The sequence below is a fragment of the Roseibium sp. genome (assembly GCF_025698965.1).
Classification (GTDB): Bacteria; Pseudomonadota; Alphaproteobacteria; order Rhizobiales; family Stappiaceae; genus Roseibium.
The window spans coordinates 1-21,407 of sequence record NZ_JAILWL010000044.1 but is presented as its reverse complement, the minus strand read 5'-3'; the positions used below and the strand labels follow the sequence as shown (position 1 = coordinate 21,407).

The following is a 21,407-nucleotide window of genomic DNA, read 5'->3' as shown; positions in this document are numbered from 1 at the left end:
GCTTCTACGCACAATCTACTTGCAAAGTCCCTTCGAATGCCGCAGGGAAGGGGACTATAGTGTCTGGCCCGCCTGCGGAATTTAATGAAACGAATTACACTTGGAGCTCTGGACTACGGGATCGCATTCGGCGTCGACCGCGCTTTGCGGGATCTGGCCGAACGTGGTCGTCTGAGTGCCTTGGGTGCCATGGTTGCGACAGACCTCTGGCCACGAGAATTTCGTCCGCTTCAGGAATTGTCCGATCAGGTAGGAAGGCGGGTGCTTTTCGGCATCAACCTGGCGTTCAGCGGTGACCGGATCGCTCCGGTTAGCGTGCGCATGCAGGAAACCTATGGCGACCGCATGTTCAGCCGCGAGAAAATCCAAAGGCGTGCCTTTTTCAGGTTGTTGCCGGACGATGTGCTGCTCGACGAAGCCCTGGCCCAATTGACCCGCTACAGCGTTCTGATGAAACGGCAACCGGATTTCGTTGCCGTCCGCGAGGGATTGCTGGAGCGTTCCTCCATGGCGCGCATTGTCTTCAAAGCGGTGAAGCAAGCGGATTTCGACAAACCGCCTCTGGTGATATCGCCCATCAGGTCGGGGCTGCAGACGCTCCGCCTTGCACGGCTTGCGAGGTCTTATGGTCTCAGCGTTCTACCAAAGGCCGACCCTTTGCCGGAGATAAGCGACCGGGAAGAGCTGCACCGGCTTTTGCATAATCATTTCGACGGTCTGAGTGATCGCAGTTTCGTTGCGGCCATTCCCGGTCGGCCGGACGATCGGTTGAGGCGGGATGAACACCGCAAGAAAATTGCCATCCGGGAATGTCAGTATGAAGTCCTGTCCAGCGAGCGGTTTTTTCAGACGCTGGACAAAAAGGATGTTTTTTTGAATTAGCACGCTGACTTGGTTACTGTGCCTGTGCGCAGAATTTCCGCAGAAACGAAAAAACGGCCCTGCGGGGAACAGAGCCGTTTTTCGTGGAGGTCAAGAAGGGGGGAGGGGCGGCCCCGCTTCCATGTCCTTTGATATAGGGAGATTTTGCTTGATTGCACGTGATGGAAATCACAGAGTCGCGATTAGGGTGAAAAAAATCGTGGTGTCGGCAGAAATAGGCAGGGCGAAAGTGTGGCAGAAATAAAGGACTTCTTGCAGAACAGCTTTTCACTGGAGGGGCTGGAAACGGACTTGGCTGCTGGTTTATCCAGCCTGGCCAGGCCCATGAAAATCGCTGCAGGAACAATACTTTTCGAAAATGGCGATCCCGGGAACGGTTGTTACGCCGTTCTGGAAGGATCTTTGAAAGTGTCGCTGCTGTCCGTGGAAGGGGATGAGCAGTTGCTGGCGGTTTTGGGGCCAGGAGATCTTGTCGGCGAACTCGCATTGTTGGATGGCCGGCCACGATCGGCGACCGTCAGCGCCCTGAAGGAAGCTCAGCTTGCTTTCATTGACAAAGCAGCGTTTCAGCGGTTCGCAGATGAACATCCGGCGGTTTACCGCCACATGCTGTCGATCGTCAGCAAACGTCTGCGCCATGCCAACGACGTTCTTGCCGCTCGTTCTTTCCTGCCGCTGCCCGGTCGCGTTGCACAAACGTTGCTGCAGCTTGCAGAAACCTTCGGCAAGCCATTGGACGACGGCCGGATGCTGATCCACTACAAGCTGTCCCAGGCCGACATCGCCAATATGGCCGGCGCCGCGCGCGAGAATGTCAGCCGGGTCCTGAACGACTGGAAACGTTCCGGCACGATCAGCCGGATTTCCGGGTATTACTGCCTGGAAGAAATCGAGTTTCTGGAACAGGCGTCAACGCTTTAGTCGCCTGCGTCCACCAACACGGCCATTTGTGTCCCCGTCAGCATGGACGCAAGCGTATGGGTGTTGAGACTGTCTAGAAAAGCCTCGGCGGCCTGTGCCATGGCACCTTTCATGGCACAGCGCGGCAGGAAGGCGCAAACGGCGGGAGCCGGTTTCAGGCAGGCCACGACACCCAGATCCGGCTCGATCAATCTGACCACATCGCCCAACCGGATTTCTTCCGTTGATCTGGCAAGACGGATGCCGCCGCCACGACCGCGGGTGGTTTCCAGATAACCGCCTCTCGCCAGCTGGGCGACAATCTTCATGACATGCGACTTGGCCAGGCCGAGCTGGGTGCTCAGCTTGTCCACGGTCTGGGGCGCGCCTGACTGGGCGGTTGCCATCAGTATTCTCAACGCAAAGTCGCTGGCCTGACTGAGGCGCATGACTGGATCCTATAAAACATTCATCTTAGATGTTGATTTTAGCTTGAAGCTGTGGCATTTAAAAGATGCATCTTAAATGAATGTTTTGGAGGCGGCTATGGAAGCCCGCAATTCCGCATCGAACAGATACAAACTTCAGCGCCGTGTCACACCGGAGCGGGGGGATCGCTTGCAGCGCTACGAAACGGTCAACGAACAGTCTATCCAGGTAATGGTGCACACCTTCTATGGCTGCATTCGCAAGCACCCTCGCCTGGGTGAAATCTTCGAGCGTCGTCTTGAAGGCAGGTGGGATGAACATCTGGCGAAGATGGAAACGTTCTGGCAGGCGGTTCTTCTGAAAAACGGTGCCTACAAGGGTAAGCCGGTTCCGGCGCACCTTAAACAGAAGGAACTTTTAAGTTCCGACTACGGCGAATGGCTGGATGTCTTCCGCCCCGTGATCAGGGAGTTATTCGTGCCGGATCTGGCCGACGAGATTATCGCTGTCGCGGAAAGGATCGCCCAGTCTCTCTGGCTTGCCACCTTTGGCTTTGCCGGAGCCGCAACGCCTCCTGACCTGTCCTCTCAGGACCCGCACAGGAGCCCATCATGTTAGTCGGTATTGTTCTTGTGGCCGAAGCGCTCGTCGTGGTCTGGTTCGCCGTGTTTTCCATCATGCTGATGTCCATGTATCTGGATTCCCGCAAAATGCCGTTGCCAAAATTGGATGTCGCAGGCCGCACGCTTATCGGCAGTGCCAAGCTCGCTTTTGTCACGGGCATGCTGGCGCTTGCAGTTCTCACGGTCGCCGAAATGCCATTGTTCGGATAGGAAGCCTAATATGACCATTTCCAATCTCTTGCCTCGCAGCCTGCCAATCCTGTTGATCTGGGTCGCAGCACCGCTCCCGCTGTGGATCATGGCCATTCTGATGCTGATCATCTGAACGAGTGCCCTTGTACTCCCCCGGCTGCAGGGTACTCTGTTTAAATCTGAAACAGGGGGAGTTCAGGCGTGAACGAGGAACAACCGAGCGGTGATCTGACGCTGCGGACCATGGCGATGCCTGCCGATACCAATGCCAACGGAGATATCTTCGGCGGCTGGGTTCTGTCTCAAATGGATCTTGCGGGAGGCATTGCAGCCGGTCAGCGAGCCGAAGGCCGGGTGGTCACCATCGCAGTCGACAAGATGAAGTTCATTCGTCCAGTTCACGTCGGCGACGTCTTGTGCGTCTATTCAGAGGTCATACGCGTCGGCACATCGTCCATGGAAATCAGGCTTGCGGCCTGGGCACTTCGGCATCGCTACGGCCAACGCGAAAAGGTGACTGAAGCGATCTTCACGATGGTCGCTGTCGATGAAGACGGCAGGCCGCGCCCTGTTCCAAAGATCTTCGTCGAAAGCGCAGGTGCAACCTTCGGCCCAAAGCTGAAGCAGCGCCTGCAGCCGCAGAACGCGTTCATCAGGGTGCAAAGGTGACTTGTGCCGTGGCAGACCGATAAGACGCAGTGACTTGATACGAGCCAGCACGCAGTCTTCGGCTGCCCGTTGCCAGACTTCCGATCCGGCAATTTCGGCATTGGCCACCACCGGATCTTCGATCAGATTTGCCGCTCTTCCGGCAAAAGGCTGTTTAGACAAAAAATCCTCCATCGGTTTCCCTAGGAGGACTGGCGCATGGAAATTCAACCGCTTCATTGCCGACTAGCCTCTTTTTGAGGTTCTAACCAGCCGCATCCCTGTTGCGGAAACCACCTTGCCCGGTCTGGCAGGTTGGCGAGGGCGCCAGCCCTTCTCTTGATGATCGTCGGCTTATGCCATGCTGCTCGCACCTTGGCAAGTCCATCTATGCAAGGCTCACCCAGTTTTTATAAACAGCGTAAACACGTCGCATTCGGTACAGAAGTCTCGGCCTGCCCAGGGTTCATTGCTTGCGGTCATAGTCGATACGGCCGTCCACCAGATGAATTCGCCGCTCCATGCGTGCGGCCAGATCCATGTCATGCGTGACTGCGACGATGGTGGTTTTCTGAGTTTCGACGATTTTCTGAAGGCTTTCGAATACCTGTTCCGTTGCTTTGGAATCAAGACTGCCGGTCGGTTCGTCAGCGAGGATGAGATCCGGAGCGTTTGCCAGGGCGCGGGCGACCGCAACACGTTGCCGCTGTCCCCCGGAAAGCTGAGCTGGTCGGCGGTGAAGAAAATCCTCAAGACCGAGGTCCGATAACAAACCTTCAGCTCGGTCCCGTTGCTCGCCTGATGTCAGTTTCCCGAGTTTCTGCATGGGGATCATCACATTATCCAGGGCCGTGAATTCCGGCAGAAGAAAATGGAACTGGAATACGAACCCGATTTTTTGCAGGCGCAGTTGAGCAAGATCGGTCGAAGACAGGTTTTCCGTCTCCAGTCCATCGATGAAGATGCGTCCCCGGGTCGGTCTGTCGAGGAGGCCGAGCAGGTAGAGAAGGGAAGATTTACCAGAGCCGGACGGGCCGGTGATCGCTATGAATTCCGATTGACCGACCTGAAAACTGACATCCTCAACAAGTGTAACCGGTACGACAGCCGGCAGGATCCGGGTCAGGTTTCGGGTTTCGAGCAGCACGGAATTGGGGTCCGGTATTGATGCAAGGCTCATGTCGCACCCCTGATGATATCGACGGGATTGAGACGTGCGGCTTTGCGGGCCGGGATGAAACCGGCAATGCCGGAGGAAAACAGCGCTAACAGGCAGGCAATAACGTAATGCAGGCTGGAGAAGTGGATCGGAAGCTGGGTCATTTCCACATCGGTCGTGAATTCGAACCTGATGGTGGCAAGGTAGCTTGAGAGCGCAAATCCCAGGATAGACCCGGCAATTGCGCCAAGGACGCCGATGACGAGACCTTCAAGGACGAAGATTTGCTGGATGTCGTGTTCCGGAAACCCTAGCGATTTCAGGATGGCAATATCGCGCGCCTTTTCATGAACGATCGTCGAGACGATGTTGAAGATGCCGAAACCTGCCACAACAAGTATGGCACCGACGACGGTGTACATGATGATGTTGCGCACGAAAAAGGCTTCCATAAGCCCTTCGTTTGCTTCTTCCCACGAGACCGCCTTGTACCCCAGTTGACGTTCGGCGCGCGCCGCGACGTCATTCGCCAGACCTATATCGGCAAGCTTAATGGCAATGGTGTTTATGACATCCGGCTTTTCGAGCAGAATCTGAACCGCTTTCAATGGCGCATAGGCAAGTCCCTCATCGCTGGACGTTACGCCGGTGTGAAACATGCCGACGATCTTGAAGCGCTTGGCCACACCGTTCGCAGATGTCAGCGTCACCGTGTCTCCAAGTTCTGCGCCAAGCCTGGTCGCGGCCTTGTTTCCCAGGACGAGCCCGTTGGACGTAACGTCCAGATCCCGAAAGCTGCCACTGCGCATGTCTTTGCCGATCTTGGAAACTGCAAGCTCGGAGCGCGGAACGACACCGATAAGTGTCATCCCGAGATCCTGACCGCTGTAGCGCAGGACGGCCTGTCCGGTCAGCCTTTGCGCCATATTGCCGTCAACCCAGTCGCGAAGCGATGCCAGCGCCTCGACCGGATTGCGGATACCCCGAAGGTCTTCCTTGGGCCGAAGTCCTGAATAGGCAACGGCATCATAGACAAGGCTGGCGGGCTGCTCGGCGGGCGACCTTTGCTCGTCAAGAATTTCCACATGTGGAATGGCGTCGATCAGCGTTGCCATGAAATCCCGTTGCGACCCTTCCATGAGGCTCGCCATTGCGACAGAAAAACCGACGCCCAGTGCTACACCAAGTGTTGAAACCACGGTCTGCCGCATGCGATTGCGGATATGGGTAGAAGCGATCCGAAGGAGCAGAACCATTACCGGTCTCCACTCTCCGGTTTGACCTTCTGCCCTTCGCTCAGGTCTTCCCGGTATGGGAATACGATGCGGGTTTCGGCCTTCACGCCGTCAAGGACCTCGACAGCTCTGGTGCCCTTTATTCCTGTTTCGACACTGACAGGCGAAATACGGTCGTCGTCGTCGAGCATCTGCAGCACGGAACCGTCAAACGCCGCGAGCGGAACCAAAAGCGTATTTTTGCTTTCACGCGTGACAATGTTGATTTCTGCCGTCATGCCGATGTGCAACGGCGTGTCATCGGGCAAATCCAGGTAAACTCGGTAATTTTTTAAGACCGGATCACCCTTGGGAGTAATTCTTGCGACGGTTGCTCTCAAGTCCCTGTCTGGAAAGGCATCGGCGCGAATGAGTGCTTCATGTCCTTTTTCGACCTTGGGAATATCTTCCTCGTTGACCTCCGCAACCAATTGCAGCGGCAAGGGTTGGCCGATCCAGAACAGGATTTCCCCCGGTTCTGCGACTTCGCCGACGGCGCCGTCCTGACGAAGCACGACGCCATCCATCGGCGAGGTGATCGTGTAGTCCAGCAACCGCTCCTTCTGCGCCGCGATCATGGCATTGATGCGGATCAGTTCGCTTTGCGCCTTGTCGTAGATCTGTTGACTGACGACCCGTCGTTCGAACAGTTGCTGGGCGCGTTCCCGATCGGACTGGGCCAGTGCCTGACGGGCCTCCAGTTCGGCAAGCGTTGCCCGGGCGTCACCGCTGTCCAGTTCGGCGAGCTGATCACCCTTGCTGACTTGCATCCCCTCGCATCCGCAAAGCGTGATGATCCGCTCGCGGATGATGCTGGTGACTTTGGCCCACCTGACCGGTTCCACGACCGCAGTCGCATAGACAACTTCCGCGGCCCGGCCATTTGTCGGCTGCACGATCTGCACTTCCGGCGGTTTTTGGGACCACCAGTACCAGCCGGCGACAGCAGCAACGCTCAGACAGGTCAGGACGAGAAAACGGGATAGCCGCATGGTACACCTTTGAAAGAACCGATCTTCAAACTACCCGGTAACGACTGCATTGCCTTGGTCTGGATCAACTGCGCAGGTAAGTTGGGAAACACAGCGCGCAATGTGCCCTGATAGATGCAAGCATATGAATGCCGGAGACGGGTTTCGGCGTTTATGGCAGGAAACAGCGGCTTAAAGGTCTGCAACCTTGACTGCCAGTTTGCCCTTGTTGGTGCCGTCAAAAAGCTTGTTGAACGCTGTTGGTGCGTTCTCAAGACCCGTCGTGACATCAAGCCGATATTTCAGCTTACCTTCCATCATCAACTTGCCGAGCTCCTGGAAAATCGCCGGAAACTTGTCGAAATGGTCGGTCATCACATAACCCTTCAACGTCAACCGCTTTCGGACGATGGCTGTCATCTCGGGCGGCGTGGCGGTTGCTTCGCCGTTATAGACGGAAATGAAGCCGCAAAAGATCATCCGCCCGAACGGCGCCATGTTTTTAAGAGCTGCATTGAAGGGGTCGCCGCCCACATTTTCAAAATGCAAGTCGATCCCCCCGGGAGCGAACTCCTTGAGACCCTTGTCGAGATCGTCTGTGCGATAATTGAGAGCGGCATCAAAGCTCAGATCATTGACCAGCCAGTCGCATTTTTCCTGCGTCCCGGCAATACCGATCACACGCAGCCCCAGTGCCTTGCCGATCTGCCCGACCAGCGAGCCGACGGAGCCGGCGGCACCTGTGACGCAGAGCGTTTGGCCTTCCTTCGCTTCACCCTCGACCACCAGGCCATACCAGGCCGTCGCACCGGGCAGGCCGAGTATGCCGATATAGTCTTCAAGGCTCGCAACCTGCGGAACCACGCTCAATTCACCAGGGCCGACATCGAGGAACTGCGTCCAGCCGGTCATGCCGGTCACCCAGTCGCCTGGTTTGTAGGCGTCGGATTTGCTGTCTTCGACCACACCGACACCGAGCGAACGCATCGTATCGCCCAGAGGGACCGGAGGCAGGTAACTGTCGGTGCTCGCTGACACCCAGCCGCGCATTGCAGGATCGAGGGAAACATAGAGAACCCTGATCCGGGCCTTGCCGTCTGCCAGTGGCCCGAGATCTTCCTCAACACGGTCGAAATGCTCCGGTCCAAGCCGTCCTTCCGGACGGGATTTCAGTGTGAGCCGCATATTGTTCATTGAACTGCCTTTCGCCTGGCCCGGCTTTCCTGGGTTTCTCAATCAGTAGTGAGGTGGTTTTTCAATCTGGTGACCTGGCAAAACATTTTCCATAAGTTCTTCCACCTGATCGGTCATGTTCGACAGTGCCCGCGTCAAACGATCGATTTGCTTGCCCTGTTCGACAACAACGCCGTTGAGGTCATCGATTGTGTTGGTGGCATGTGCCAGATCGATCTCTAGTTTCTCAAGCCTGGTTTCATGATCCTGGGCCATTTGCGCGTCCTTGGATTTCGTGACTTCGGTTGCGATTCTGTAACCGATGCAGCGAGGTGCAGCTATAGGCCGATTATCACAATTCGACAAATTCATTCATCGTATCTTGCCGATGAGTTCTGGAGCTGGCAGAAGGTGTGGCAAGTCTCCTGGTGTGCGGTCGTCCTGCCGAAGCCGGGCACCATTGAAAAACATCCTGAAGAAAGCATGTCATGACAACCTTGTCCGATTTCAAGATCACCGAAAAATGGCCGGCCCAGCATCCAGACCGGATTCAGCTTTATTCCCTGCCGACACCGAATGGCATCAAGGTGTCCGCCATGCTGGAAGAAACCGGACTGCCTTACGAGCCGCACAAGGTGGACTTTGCCACCAATGATCAGATGAGCCCGGAATTCCTGTCGCTCAATCCCAACAACAAGATCCCGGCGATCATCGATCCTAACGGTTTGGGTGGCGAGCCGGTTGCGCTTTGGGAATCAGGCGCCATTCTCATCTATCTCGCAGACAAGTCAGGCAAGTTCCTGTCCGAAAATCCGGCGCTGAGACACGAAACCATCCAATGGGTGATGTGGCAGATGGGCGGCTTGGGCCCCATGACCGGCCAGCTCGGTTTCTTTCACAAGTTTGCCGGCAGGGAATATGAGGATCGCCGTCCGTTTGAACGCTACCGGGACGAAGTCAAGCGACTCCTGGGTGTTCTTGACCGCCAGTTGGAGGGTCGTGAATTCATCATGGGGGATGATTACACGATCGCCGATATCGCCTCCTGGCCCTGGGCGCGCAACATCAACGGCTTTTACGAGGCAGCTGAAGTTGTCGACTATCAGAATTTCAAGAATGTCGTGCGTTGGGTAGATATCTGCCTTGAGCGTCCGGCAAGCCAGAAGGCAATCAATATTCCCGCACGCGACTGATAGCTGCGACTGCAATGAAGCACCGGAACAGAAAAAGGAGCGTCCCGTAGACTGCCCCTTTTTACATGCGCGCTGAAGGTCTCGCTTCAACCTGTTGCAGAACATATCCGCAGGATGGCCACGTTTTTCGCCAGACCATACGGGCACCGGCGACCTTGTATCCAAAGCGGGCGCGGTTACATCGCACCGATTTCCTTATAATAGCGCTCGGCACCGGGATGCAGCTTGATTGTGCCCTCGGCCTTGGCGCCATATTCCGGTGTCAGGGCCTTTGCCCAGGGGGCATCGGACGTGATGTTGTCGACGTTTTCCCAAAAGGCCTTTGTCATCCGGTAGACGAGATCTTCGTCCAGGTCCGTGCGCACGGCGATGCTGACGCCTGTATTGTTTGACTTCACCGCGCCGTCATTGACCTGATTGGCATAAAGACCCGCAGGGACTTCCGCTCTCTGGCGAAATTTGCCGAGGAATTTGTCAACGGCTTCACCGGTGTCATCTTCCGGGCCGATAAAACGGACTTTTTCGGTTTCAGTGAATTGAATGAACTGCTGGCATGGATCAATGCAGCCATTAACATACATGTCGATCTTACCGTCGAGAAAGGCCTGAAACCCGGTCTTCCAGTTGGCTTTGATGGCATCAAAGTCCTCACCTGCGACCAAACCTGTCGTCGACTCGATCCAGCCTTTGGCAGCGTTGTAGGCGCCGCCGCCCTGCGGTCCCAGAAAGACCGTGGTGCCTTCAATGTCATCGAGATATTCGATGTCGCTGTCGGCGCGCACCGCGAAGTGATAAGCGCCCCAGGGGAAGGCCATCAGCTGGCTGACATTGCCGGCCAGCTCCTCATTGTTGTCGACATCCTTGTACATGGCCTTCTTTTGAGTGAGCAGGAAATGGATTGTCGGCGATCCCATCGACATGTCGAGATTGCCACGGGCGACTTCCAGCATATGAACCGTCGCAGCACCACCTGCAGCCACTTCAATCGTAACGTCATCAAGATTCTCGGTCACGATATTGGCAAAGGTCGCCATGGTGATTGCCTGGCCGAGGCTCGGGGCAATCGTCGCCATTTTAAGTGTCACCTCTTCCGCCCAGCTGGATGTCGCAAGAAGCGATGTGGCGATAAGGGTGGCAAGACTGAGTTTACGCATGATGTTTCCTCCCTTGGTCATGCGAATTCCTTGGGTATGCGTTTGGGCGTTGCCCGCGACAGGAAAAAGTGACGGCCAAGAAGCGCCAGGCTCAACATCACGGCGCTCGCTGCAATGAAGACGGACGGCACCAGTACCAAAAGGCCAATGGCTGCGCGCGCCACACGTTCAACCGGACCAAGCGCCCGGCGGTCAAATCCTGTCAGAGCAGAGGCGGTCATCCACATGGCAAGCGCGAATGCCAGGATGACCCAAATAAAATCAAGCCAGCCGACCGCATTGATGTCGAGCATGGCGCGGCTGTTCGGAACTTCCTCTCCGAACCAGACAAAAAGCATCTGCAGTTTATAAAGAACCGCCGGGTGATAGACGAAGACGAACGGGATCAGAAATCCTGCAACACCGATACGGGCCGCCTCGAATCCTGTTCGTACCGGATCTGCACCTGCAATCGGCGCCGCCGCGAAGGCAGCCAGCGCGACCGGTGGTGTCACGGTTGACATAACCGCGAAAAAGACAACGAAAAGGTGCAAAGTCAGCGGTGGAATGCCGATCGTCTCAATGCCGGAGCTGAGCGCGATCACGATGATGAAATAAGTTGCACCCGGTGGAAGGCCCATGCCGAGAACGATTGAACCCAGGGCGACAACGATCAGAACTATGGGCAGCGGGCCGTTTGCCAACTGGGTCAAAAGCAAAGCCAGGCGCCCCGAAAATCCGGAGACCTGAATAAGCCCGACGATCAGGCCGATCGCAGTCACGATGACTACGATGGATGCGGACATGCGACCTGCGCTCACGAAGGCCGACCACAAACGCTCGGGTGACCGGAATGCCGGGAAAAGAACGAGTGCAGCACCCACGGCGGCAACAAGACCGTAAAATCCTGCCTTGGGGACGGACGGTTGAACAAAAAGAAAATAGGTCAGAACACCTAGCGGGATGATGAAGACCAGGCACTGGATCAGTTCTTTCCGGTTCAGAGCAGGCCTTGCCTCCGACGGCAGGGTTCCTATTCCCTGTTTCCGCGCTTCGAAATAAATCGTCAGGAAAGTACCAAAATAGTAGAACACCGCCGGCAGGATCGCGGCGACGACGATATACCGGTATTCAAGTCCGATCTGTCCGGCAACGAAGAACGCAACAACACCCATAACCGGTGGCATCACCTGCCCACCGGTGGACGCAGCTGCTTCCACTGCACCTGCAAAAGCTGGTCTGAAGCCCGATTTCTTGATGACCGGAATTGTCATCACACCGGTGGAGACAACATTGGAGATCGCTGCCCCGGAAAGAGTGCCGAACAGCGCGGAACTCGCCACGGCCGCGTGCGCGGCACCGCCGACGAAACCGCCGGTAAGGCGATTGGCAATCTTCAAGAGCAGGTCTCCGGCGCCGGCGGCCATCATGACGGCACCGAAGACGATGTAGATGAGCACATTGCCAGAGACGACCTGAAGCGGTTGTCCGAACATGCCACCGGTCTGAGCCCAGAAATTCTGTACCATCGAGCGCATGCTCTGCGCGAAGGTTGATTCAGATCCGGCAAGAATCCCGGTCCAACCGGGCAGGTAGCCGCGAATGAAGAAGTAGACCACCCAGAACAGGCAAAACGCGACGATGAAGCCGCCGAACATCCGCCAGGTCAGATAAAGCGTGATCGCCGTTGCCAGCGGGAACATTACATAATCGAGCGGATTTGCTGTCGGCAACGCACCGCCGTCTGTGGCGAAAATCTTTGCAATCCAGGCACTGAAGGCAAGAAGTGCCAACAGAGTGAGAGCCCAGTTCAGCCACTGCTGTTTGCGTTCGCGATGGAGTGTCAGAAGTGAAACTGCAAAGGCAAACAAAATGGGCAGGCCAAGGATCAATCCTGTGGGCAGCAGAAAATTCCGCTCAAAACTCCTGTACCCGCCACCCAGCCAATGTTCCCGGATGAGCAGTCGTTTGTCGCGGCGCGACAGCTCGTCGAAACCCGGTGTGGTGGTCTCAATGAGCCAGCGGACAAATTCAGATATTGGACCCGAGGCGGCATAGATCACGATCACCAGCGCAAAGCAGAGAGCAAGCACATCCGACAGCCTGGTATTAAGGTTCAAGGCTGGTTGGGTTTCGTTGTCGGTCTTTTCTGCCTGACCGGTCACATCATTCTCCGGCATCGTGCGGGGCGTTGATGTGGTTCTGCCGAACCGGACCGCGATAGGCTTCTGTCAGCTCATCTGGAACCTCACTGCCATCCTTCAGGAAAGGCAGAATCCCCTTGCGTTTGGAGCGACCTCGCATGGCTTTGATGTCATCTTCTGATTTCGTTACCCGTTGAGCCAGTCGTCGGCCCCATTGGGCGAGATAGCCGTAAAGGCGGTCGATCTCGGCCCGGTGATCATTGCCTTTTGCAAGATCATGGAATTCGTCCGGGTCTGTCATCAGATCAAACAGCATGGGACGAAATCCACCCTCTGCGTGCATCAGCTTGTAGCGGCCGTCAAAAACCATGAAGAGGCGTGCATCGCGTGGCTCCAGCCCGAGTTTCACGCATTGCGGCGTGGGCGAATAATCGAACTCACTGATGACAAAGTCGCGGCCCTGGTCCGATCTGCTGTGCAAATACGCTTGCAGGCTGCGCCCCTCTAGAATGTGATCCGGAACCTTGCCTCCTGCAGCCTCAACGAAGGTTGGTACAAGATCAATGGCTTCGACCAGCGCCTCGCAAGTGCTGCCCCTTGTTCCGTCGGCTTCTGTCCTAGGATCATAGATGATCAGGGGAACCTTCACCGATTGCTCATGGAAGAGGTCTTTCTCACCCAGCCAGTGGTCGCCGAGATAATCACCATGATCGGATGTCAGAACGATCATGGTGTCTTCCTTTCGCCCGCTGGTTTCCAGATAGTCCAAAAGCCGCCCGAGCTGATCGTCGCACTGTTTGATCAAGCCCATATAGGCCGGAATGACCTTGTCGCGAACCTGATCCTGCTGAAAGGCCGAGGAAATGGCACTTTCCATATAGGCTGCGTAAACCGGATGTGCGTCCTCGCGCTCCAGGTTGTGGCGCTTTGCCTGCGGTACCTGGTTCTTGCCGTACATGTTGTGATAGGGGGCAGGGACGATGTAGGGCCAGTGTGGCTTGATATAACTGACATGGGCACACCACGTGCCCTTGGCCTGTTCGATGAATGCGATCGTCCGAGACGTCAGCCAGGGTGTTTCACTATCTTCTTCGCGAATATTCGCGGCCTTGTCGGCATTATCGAACATCCAGCCACTGGCAAGCTCGTTGCCTTCGATCCCGGCATTGGCGAAATCAGCCCAGGGGTTTTCGCTCTCATAGCCTTTCGACTTCAGATATTCATTATAGGGAGAACGCTTCTCATCGTAAAAACCGTCGGGTCCCTGGCCCCACAATCCGTCATCGCGGATCCAGACATCAAAGCCGCATTCTTCCTGCCGCGCGCCGATCACACTGTCCGGGCTGAGACCAAGCCGGGCCATGCCTTCCTTGTCGGCTTTCATGTGGGTTTTGCCGATAAGCCAGCAATCCATACCCAGCTTGCGCAGGTGGTCCCCCATCGTCTGCTCACCGACACGCAGAGGAAATCCGTTCCACTGCGCGCCATGAGACGATGCATACCGGCCGGTATAGGTGCTCATCCGGCTCGCACCGCAGATCGGCGATTGCACATAGGCATTTGTGAACCGCACACCCATGGCGGCAACACGGTCGAAATTCGGGGTGTGCAGATGTGGATGACCGGAGCAGCTCAGGTAATCAAAGCGCAATTGGTCATACATGATGAACAGGATATTCAGCGGACTCCCTCCCAAGATCGCTTGCGAGGAAACGATACGACTAACGAGGCATAGCTTTCAAATGATCATTTTTCTCATTTGAGAATTTTGGTTATGACTCAGTTCCAGTCCTTGCAATGTTCCTGAACGAGTTCGGAAAAGGCGAAGGCCGCCGGTGTCAGTATTCTGTCTTTTGCGGAGGTGATGGCGATGGAAACCGTCGGTAGCTGTTCTTCGATTGGCACGATCCCGATATCCCATTTTGAGCGGATCTCCGGAATCGGCAGACTTGGAAACGAACAGAGCAGATCCGTCCCTTCCAGCATGGACAAGATGCTGAGAACGGAATCGGATCGGGCAAAAGGTTCCGGTGGACTGATGCCCTTGCTTTCGAATATCTGATAATAGACCGGGCGCCGTTCCTTGGGACCGATCATGATCCAGCGACCGTCCTTAAGCTCCAACGGATCCTTGATGTTCAGATATCTTGATTGGGCACCGGTCAGGATGGAGACGGGCGTCGAAAACAGCGGTGTGGCATGCAGGCCAGGCAGGTCGCTTGGAGAAGGGGAAGGCCCGAGGACAAAATCTGCCTCTCCCCGACGGAGCGGTGAAAATGCAGCCGGTGCATGGCCCCCCGTAATGCCGATTTTCACGTTGGGAAAGCGCTGTTGAAACCGGCGCAAAACGGTCGGAACGACTTTCAAGGCAACCAGGGGTGAAACGATTATATCTATGGTGCCGACATAATCCCCCTGGATCTGGGCAACTTCCTCCTGCAGTTTCTTGATGTCGCCGAAAATCTTGCGGCATCGGTCAACAATCAGTTGCCCCTCGGAGGTCGGTACCACGCCATAGGACGCGCGAAAGAATATCGGTGTTCCAAGATCTGCTTCGGCAGCTTTCAGCGCTTTCGTAATCGCAGGCTGGGTCCTGTTCATGCGCGCAGCCGCCGCGCCGAGACTGCCGAGCTCTGCGATCGTGACAATCAGCTCCACATGCTGGGGTTTCAAACAGCTCTCCAATCCTCACCGTCTACCAGCCCGCAAGGATAGAAGATCGCCAAGGCGAAATGAAGCATTGGCATGTCATCTGATTGCGGGAGAGGAACCGAACGCTATTGGTTCAAACAATCATGGTTCCAGATCTGTCTGGTCGAGATTTCTTTTTCACCACCTGGAAGCGGTGTCGGTTCTGTTTGAAAGTAAATGACAAAGGTAGACAGCGCGGGACTATCCGGATGCTTTGCTGACCATGTCCGGCAGAGAAAACGGCCATAGTTGAGAGCAAGCCTGTGATGCGCATCATCGTAGGAGCGGTCCTCCAAAATCGAGAGGAATTTGCGCCAACGGTAGTTCGCGTAGACTTCGGAAACGACAGCTGGCTTGTCGAAGTCGGCAAGGCCTTTTTGCATCCGATAGACGTCCACAATCGTTCCATCAGACAATTCACCTTCGATGACCGGCCACGGACTTGTCATTTCGGGATATGGGGCAAACATCGTCCAGTTCTGATAGAGCCCGAGGGCCTGCCGAGCGAACAAAAAGGAAGACGGCAAATTCAGGCCGCTCCACGCAAGAGTGGATATGTTCTGAAGTGTTATGAAAATCAGGAAAACAGCTGCGATGGACTGTGTCATCGGCCCGAACCGGGAATCTGTGTCGCGCCATTGCAACAATCCTCCGGTCATTCGGGAAAGTAACGGACGGTTTTTTCCGATCCAGTCATAAAACCTGTCCCCGGTCCCATGAAACATATTTCGGTCGAGTATCCAGGCGACCGGAAAGAACACCGGCGAAAGGCCAAATAGCCTGACGATGGCATTGAACTTGAAAAAGCGTTTGTTTCCTACCGTCAGTACCCAGGAATTACGGCTTTCGAGTTCCGGTCCGATGTCCGGGTCGTCCTGAGCAGGTTTGACGGGAACAGTGCGCAGAAACAAGAACACTGCCAGAAGGTGGCAGGTCTTCTCGCAGAAATCACACCCCCGGTCGAACCAGATCCCGACTGGATCTGAAGTCCGTCGCGGGAGCCATCCATCCAGCTTGTCCCACATCCATCCCGGCATGAAGGTCAGGTTCATGATGATGGAAACGAAGGGGAAAAATCCGATTTCAAGAAAGAACAGAAACGCCAGATGCATGGTTATGAAGGCCAGCATGAAGAGAGTTCGGAGCGTTCGGTGAAAGAGCGGGGAGAAAATCAGAAATGGACCGACCAGCTCCAGGACATAAACGTAATAGGTCAGACCCGTCAGCATGGGTTCGAATTGCCGGAACCATAGCGCAAATGGAGTGACGAGGTAATCAAGATGCAGCGCGTAGTAAACGGCAGTCCCCTCTGGAACCCAGATTGGATGGGTCTTTAGCAGCGCGCTGAAAAAGTACATGGACATGCCCTGGATCAGGAGGGCGAATGTCGCGATTGAAAAATAGGCATTTTTTGAAAATCGTTCCGACCGGTTCACGGCGCAATCGGCGGAGTACCGTGCACCCAGAGGCAGAAACATGGCCCAGAACAGAAGCAGAAGGGCAAGATTGTCTTCGCCGGACAAGATGAACGTGTTTCGGTTTTGAACCGAAAGCATCAGGAGCCACGAAAGTGCGGTCACCAGGCGTGTACGCCAGCCGAGAATAAGCAATATGGCCAGGAAGGCGGCCAGAAGAAACAATAATGCCTGGAACCACGCCGACCCGTTGGCCAGGTGAATTGACCAAGTGCTTAGGTAAAGAAACTCCATCTGCACGGCACGAGGCATCAGCCCTGAGTCCGTATAATGGGCCAGGAGATCTCGTGAGCGAAAACAGAGATCTATGAGAATATAGACGCCAAGCAGGATGCGAAACAGCGCAAGCGTCCGAAGGTCGATGCCAAAAATCTCCCGGACGGGAGCCAGTTTGACCCTGATGGTCTTCATTGCTGAATGTCTCGCCGACTCGCACTCGATCACAGAAGTAGCGGTAATGATGCCTCGTTGTGGTTAATATTCTTGGGTTGCCCATTTGTTGGGGCGAACGGTTTGATCGGCCAAGTTCGGGGATGAAAATTTGGCTCCAAGCCGGCCCAGTCAATGCGTGAGCTTCAGGACGTCTTCGAAACCCGTGCTGGCTGTTGGCGTCGCAGGCATACGCACCCGAAAGAGGTGGCTACAGACACAAAAAGGGCGGCCCGGAGGCCGCCCTTTCGTAAAGCTTTTGAGCTTCAGGCTTCTTAGAAGCCCATACCGCCCATGCCGCCCATGTCGCCACCCGGCATTGCCGGTGCTGCTTCTTTCTTCGGCAGCTCGGCAACCATGGCTTCGGTGGTGATCAGCAGACCAGCGACGGAAGCTGCGTCCTGCAGGGCAGTACGAACAACTTTGGTCGGGTCGATGATGCCAGCTTCGATCATGTTGACGAATTCTTCGGTCTGAGCGTTGAAGCCGTAGGTGTCGTCGTCGTTTTCCTGGATCTTGCCGACAACGATGGAGCCTTCGACACCAGCGTTTTCAACGATCTGACGGATCGGAGCTTCGAGAGCGCGCAGAACGATCTTGATGCCTGCTTCGATGTCGGAGTTGTCGGAAGACAGTGCGGAAACGGCCTTCTTCGCACGCAGCAGAGCAGCGCCACCACCCGGTACGATGCCTTCTTCAACGGCAGCGCGGGTTGCGTTCAGAGCATCGTCAACGCGGTCTTTTTTCTCTTTCACTTCGATTTCAGTTGCACCGCCAACGCGGATGACTGCAACACCACCAGCAAGCTTGGCCAGACGCTCCTGCAGCTTCTCACGGTCGTAATCGGAAGTGGTTTCTTCGATCTGGGCCTTGATCTGACCAACGCGACCGTTGATGTCGTCCTTGGAACCTGCACCGTCAACGATGGTGGTGGTTTCCTTGGTGATGGACACTTTCTCGGCAGTGCCGAGCATGTCGAGGGTCACGTTTTCCAGCTTGATGCCGAGATCTTCGGAGATCACGGTGCCACCGGTGAGGATCGCGATGTCTTCGAGCATTGCCTTGCGGCGATCGCCGAAGCCCGGAGCCTTGACAGCAGCAATTTTCAGACCGCCGCGCAGCTTGTTGACCACGAGGGTTGCAAGTGCTTCGCCTTCTACATCTTCAGCGATGATGAGCAGCGGGCGGGAAGACTGAACAACGGATTCCAGGATCGGCAGCATGGCCTGCAGGTTGGAGAGTTTTTTCTCGTGCAGCAGGATGTACGGCTTTTCAAGGTCTGCCAGCATCTTGTCAGCGTTGGTGACAAAGTACGGAGACAGGTAACCGCGGTCGAACTGCATGCCTTCAACGACTTCCAGCTCGGTTTCCAGGGATTTGGCTTCTTCGACGGTGATCACGCCTTCGTTGCCGACTTTCTGCATGGCTTCGGCAATGTCCTGACCGACCTGCACGTCGCCATTTGCGGAAATGGTGCCGACCTGAGCAACTTCTTCGGAAGTGGTGATGGTCTTGGAAGCAGCTTCCAGGTACTTGACTGCTTCAGCAGCAGCAATGTCAACGCCGCGCTTCAGGTCCATCGGGTTCATGCCGGCAGCAACAGCCTTGGCGCCTTCCTTGACGATGGCCTGTGCCAGAACGGTAGCAGTCGTGGTGCCGTCACCAGCGATGTCGTTGGTTTTGGAGGCCACTTCGCGCACCATCTGGGCGCCCATGTTTTCGAACTTGTCTTCCAGTTCGATTTCCTTGGCAACGGAAACACCGTCCTTGGTGATACGCGGTGCGCCGAAAGCCTTGTCGAGAACGACATTACGGCCTTTCGGGCCAAGAGTAACTTTTACAGCGTTTGCGAGGGTGTCCACGCCTTTGAGCATGCGCTCACGGGCGTCGGAGGAGAACTTTACTTCTTTAGCAGACATGAGGTCGTCTCACTTAAAATTGGAATGATGTTGAGATCAAAAGCGGTTCGCTGTGACTTAAGCGATCACGCCCATGATGTCGGATTCCTTCATGATCAGGAGGTCTTCACCGTCGATCTTGACTTCGGTGCCGGACCACTTGCCGAACAGAACGCGGTCGCCTGCTTTAACGTCGACCGGGATCAGCTCACCGCTGTCCTTACGGGCGCCGGCGCCAACGGCGACGATCTCGCCTTCCTGCGGCTTTTCTTTTGCGGAGTCCGGAATGATGATGCCGCCTGCGGTCTTCTCTTCAGAGTCTACGCGGCGAACGACGACACGGTCGTGCAATGGACGAAATGCCATAAGACTGTTTCCTCTCATGAGCGCGCCCCACGCAATTGGCAGCGCGCGAGACATGATAAATGGGTTGACTTGCACGAGAGGAGCGACCTCTCGCAGCTTCTTAGCACTCCCTCAAGGCGAGTGCTAACAGCGTCATCGATTTATGTAGCCGAGCGCAGCTTGTCAATGCTTTATGAGGAGAATTTAATGTCTATCGCCCGAACCGCGCACCAGTATCGTAAATGCGGCATTGTTAGGGCGGATTCAGTCGCTTGCGCGAAGCAGATCTGACCGGCTTTAATTAGGGGCGGTGACCGTGAATGGCAAGGTGAAGCCGGCTTGATTTTCGTTCACCTCGTCGGTGAATGTCGTTTCAAGCTGATAGTCGCCGGACGGCAGTCCGCTGAACTGGAACGTCAGGGCTGCTGCCAGTTCTCTTTGTTTGGAACGGCCGTTGCCGGAAAAGACAGCGAAATTGTCCTGGCCTGCAAGCACCTGCCCGGATTTGTTGAGAAGCTTGTAGCTTGCTGTCAGCTCGAACGCGTAATCGCCATCGGTTTCCCGATAGGCGTAGCCAACCGGTTCTGCGTAGATTGAAAGCGCCTGGCCATCAGCAAAGACGGCGTCTGCACGCGGAGTGTATTGACCATAGGCGGAACCGCCGTTTTCGGTGAAAGTGGCCACGTTGAAGGCAAGGCCGGAAGTTTCCCAAGCCTTGTCGTAAGCAGAAAGAGCCTGTTCGAAAGCTTCGGAAGGTGCTGAGCCGGTTTCAGGCTGAGCCTGGGCGGTCAAAGTTCCTGCCAATGTTCCCACAGTAATGAGGGCAGCAGAAACGATCCGCCTTGATGCACGTCTTCCGGTCAACAATGTCATTTTATCCCCGCACGCCCTTAAGTCTTTTCGTTTTTAGCGATTTCGCCGATATAGACCGACTTCTGCCAATAGACAAGAAAATGTGTGCGATGCGGTAAACGGAAGCATGCTCGCTTTCACTTCATAACCTGTGAGAGTTCAGAAGATGATGACGCAGAACATGTTAGGGCACATTCGACGTTTGCGCTCTTGTGCCCGGACCCGCTGCTGAAGAGCCGAAGTGAATTCAGCAGCGCGTCAGACGCTGCGAGCGGTCCATGACTGACGTTTCCGATAGATTGTGGACGGGCTGATTTCAAGCGCCGCGGCCGCCATGGCAATGTTGCCGTCAAACGCATCCAGCGCGTCTTCGATGATCCGCCGCTCCTGCGCCCATAAGGGCTCGATCGCGCCGAAGGGCCGGCTTGGAGGGGCAGCACGGGAACGTTCGCGCGAGAGATCGATCACCGCATTCGGCCGCGCACTCTGGTCCCGGATCACCATCGGAAGCATGTCATAGGTCACGGCGACGCCGTCATTCATGACAACCATTTGCCGGATGGTGTTCTCCAGTTGTCGGACATTGCCGGGCCAGGAATAGGAGACGATCCGGGCTTCGGCATCAGCGTCGAACCCCCGGAAACCACGGCGTTCTTCCTGTGAATAGCGGTCGAGGAAAGACTGGGCCAGAGGCAGGATATCGTCGCGCCGTTCTCTGAGCGCCGGTAAGTGAATAGGCAGCACATGCAGACGGTAGTAGAGGTCTTCCCGGAACCTGCCAGCCGTAATCTCGGTCAAGGGATTGCGGTTTGTGGCGCAGATGATGCGTGCGTCCACCTGCCGGGTCTGCGTGTCGCCGAGTCGCTGGAAAGTCCCGGTTTGCAAAAACCTGAGCAGCTTGCTTTGCAGCATCAGGTCCATTTCGCCGATTTCGTCCAGAAACAACGTTCCGCCGTCAGCTTGTTCCGCGGCACCGGCCCGGTTGTCGGCCGCGCC

Annotated in this window: 20 protein-coding genes, 1 pseudogene and 1 riboswitch; of the genes and pseudogenes, 6 read left to right on the top strand and 15 right to left on the bottom strand. The window is 55.8% G+C overall.

Annotated elements, in window-relative coordinates; translation table 11 throughout:
• The first annotated feature begins 84 nt into the window (after positions 1–84).
• Positions 85–882 carry a ChbG/HpnK family deacetylase gene (locus tag K5905_RS05750; RefSeq protein ID WP_297581239.1) on the top strand — a complete coding sequence of 266 codons (798 nt, stop codon included), beginning with the start codon at positions 85–87 and terminating at the stop codon, positions 880–882.
• Between the two features lie 291 nt (positions 883–1,173).
• Complete coding sequence (locus K5905_RS05745; RefSeq protein WP_297581238.1) at positions 1,174–1,803, top strand: Crp/Fnr family transcriptional regulator; 630 nt, start codon at positions 1,174–1,176, stop codon at positions 1,801–1,803.
• Here K5905_RS05745 and K5905_RS05740 read toward each other — a convergent pair.
• Entirely contained in the window at positions 1,800–2,231 is a 432-nt protein-coding gene (locus K5905_RS05740) for an Rrf2 family transcriptional regulator (protein WP_297581236.1), read from the bottom strand. The genes K5905_RS05745 and K5905_RS05740 overlap by 4 nt on opposite strands.
• Before the next feature lie 97 nt (positions 2,232–2,328).
• Here K5905_RS05740 and K5905_RS05735 point away from each other — a divergent pair, with 97 nt between their 5' ends.
• The 3 genes and pseudogenes from K5905_RS05735 to K5905_RS05725 all read left to right on the top strand — a co-directional run.
• On the top strand, positions 2,329–2,829 hold the full coding sequence (locus K5905_RS05735; RefSeq protein ID WP_297581234.1) for a group III truncated hemoglobin: 501 nt from the start codon (positions 2,329–2,331) through the stop codon (positions 2,827–2,829).
• The gene (locus tag K5905_RS05730; RefSeq protein ID WP_297581233.1) at positions 2,823–3,044 is read left to right on the top strand and encodes a hypothetical protein; all 222 of its coding nucleotides are present in this window, start codon (positions 2,823–2,825) and stop codon (positions 3,042–3,044) included. The genes K5905_RS05735 and K5905_RS05730 overlap by 7 nt, the downstream gene beginning before the upstream one ends.
• Positions 3,045–3,269: 225 nt before the next feature.
• Positions 3,270–3,602: pseudogene (locus tag K5905_RS05725) on the top strand (acyl-CoA thioesterase); the annotation flags it as partial.
• Between the two features lie 297 nt (positions 3,603–3,899).
• Positions 3,900–4,025, bottom strand: a riboswitch (SAM-I-IV-variant riboswitch).
• A 115-nt stretch (positions 4,026–4,140) separates the two neighbouring features.
• On the opposite strand, the gene K5905_RS05720 reads toward K5905_RS05725, so the two are convergent.
• The 5 genes from K5905_RS05720 to K5905_RS05700 all read right to left on the bottom strand — a co-directional run bounded on the left by K5905_RS05720 (position 4,141) and on the right by K5905_RS05700 (position 8,527).
• A complete protein-coding gene (locus tag K5905_RS05720; protein ID WP_297581231.1) occupies positions 4,141–4,854 on the bottom strand; it encodes an ABC transporter ATP-binding protein in 714 nt (237 codons plus the stop codon).
• Complete coding sequence (locus tag K5905_RS05715) at positions 4,851–6,089, bottom strand: ABC transporter permease (RefSeq protein ID WP_297581230.1); 1,239 nt, start codon at positions 6,087–6,089, stop codon at positions 4,851–4,853. The genes K5905_RS05720 and K5905_RS05715 overlap by 4 nt, the downstream gene beginning before the upstream one ends.
• Positions 6,089–7,099 carry an efflux RND transporter periplasmic adaptor subunit gene (locus K5905_RS05710; protein ID WP_297581228.1) on the bottom strand — a complete coding sequence of 337 codons (1,011 nt, stop codon included), beginning with the start codon at positions 7,097–7,099 and terminating at the stop codon, positions 6,089–6,091. Before K5905_RS05710 ends, K5905_RS05715 begins: the two co-directional genes overlap by 1 nt.
• A 171-nt stretch (positions 7,100–7,270) precedes the next feature.
• Positions 7,271–8,272 (bottom strand): NADP-dependent oxidoreductase, encoded by a 1,002-nt coding sequence (locus tag K5905_RS05705; protein WP_297581226.1) that lies wholly within the window; start codon positions 8,270–8,272, stop codon positions 7,271–7,273.
• A gap of 42 nt (positions 8,273–8,314) precedes the next feature.
• Entirely contained in the window at positions 8,315–8,527 is a 213-nt protein-coding gene (locus tag K5905_RS05700) for a SlyX family protein (RefSeq protein WP_297581224.1), read from the bottom strand.
• Positions 8,528–8,739: 212 nt separating this feature from the next.
• On the opposite strand from K5905_RS05700, the gene K5905_RS05695 reads away from it, so the two are divergent.
• A complete protein-coding gene (locus K5905_RS05695; protein ID WP_297581222.1) occupies positions 8,740–9,444 on the top strand; it encodes a glutathione S-transferase N-terminal domain-containing protein in 705 nt (234 codons plus the stop codon).
• A 176-nt stretch (positions 9,445–9,620) separates the two neighbouring features.
• Here the strand turns inward: K5905_RS05695 and K5905_RS05690 are convergent, their stop codons facing one another.
• From K5905_RS05690 to K5905_RS05650, 9 genes are all read right to left on the bottom strand, one after another.
• Positions 9,621–10,598: a TAXI family TRAP transporter solute-binding subunit gene (locus K5905_RS05690; RefSeq protein WP_297581220.1), complete on the bottom strand. Its 978-nt coding sequence runs from the start codon at positions 10,596–10,598 to the stop codon at positions 9,621–9,623.
• A gap of 17 nt (positions 10,599–10,615) precedes the next feature.
• The gene (locus tag K5905_RS05685) at positions 10,616–12,742 is read right to left on the bottom strand and encodes a TRAP transporter fused permease subunit (RefSeq protein ID WP_297581218.1); all 2,127 of its coding nucleotides are present in this window, start codon (positions 12,740–12,742) and stop codon (positions 10,616–10,618) included.
• A gap of 1 nt (position 12,743) precedes the next feature.
• Positions 12,744–14,417, bottom strand: coding sequence for a sulfatase-like hydrolase/transferase (locus K5905_RS05680; protein ID WP_297581216.1), 1,674 nt, complete (start codon positions 14,415–14,417; stop codon positions 12,744–12,746).
• 83 nt (positions 14,418–14,500) lie between these two features.
• Positions 14,501–15,394, bottom strand: a complete 894-nt coding sequence (locus K5905_RS05675; RefSeq protein ID WP_297581214.1) for a LysR family transcriptional regulator — start codon at positions 15,392–15,394, stop codon at positions 14,501–14,503.
• A 104-nt stretch (positions 15,395–15,498) separates the two neighbouring features.
• The gene (locus tag K5905_RS05670) at positions 15,499–17,298 is read right to left on the bottom strand and encodes an HTTM domain-containing protein (protein WP_297581212.1); all 1,800 of its coding nucleotides are present in this window, start codon (positions 17,296–17,298) and stop codon (positions 15,499–15,501) included.
• A 293-nt stretch (positions 17,299–17,591) separates the two neighbouring features.
• Entirely contained in the window at positions 17,592–19,235 is a 1,644-nt protein-coding gene (gene groL / locus K5905_RS05665; protein WP_297581210.1) for a chaperonin GroEL, read from the bottom strand.
• Between the two features lie 57 nt (positions 19,236–19,292).
• Positions 19,293–19,580: a co-chaperone GroES gene (gene groES, locus K5905_RS05660; protein WP_297581208.1), complete on the bottom strand. Its 288-nt coding sequence runs from the start codon at positions 19,578–19,580 to the stop codon at positions 19,293–19,295.
• A gap of 276 nt (positions 19,581–19,856) precedes the next feature.
• On the bottom strand, positions 19,857–20,432 hold the full coding sequence (locus tag K5905_RS05655; protein WP_297581206.1) for a hypothetical protein: 576 nt from the start codon (positions 20,430–20,432) through the stop codon (positions 19,857–19,859).
• 237 nt (positions 20,433–20,669) lie between these two features.
• Positions 20,670–21,407, bottom strand: a 738-nt coding sequence (locus K5905_RS05650; protein ID WP_297581203.1) for a sigma 54-interacting transcriptional regulator, incomplete at its 5' end; no start/stop codon positions are given.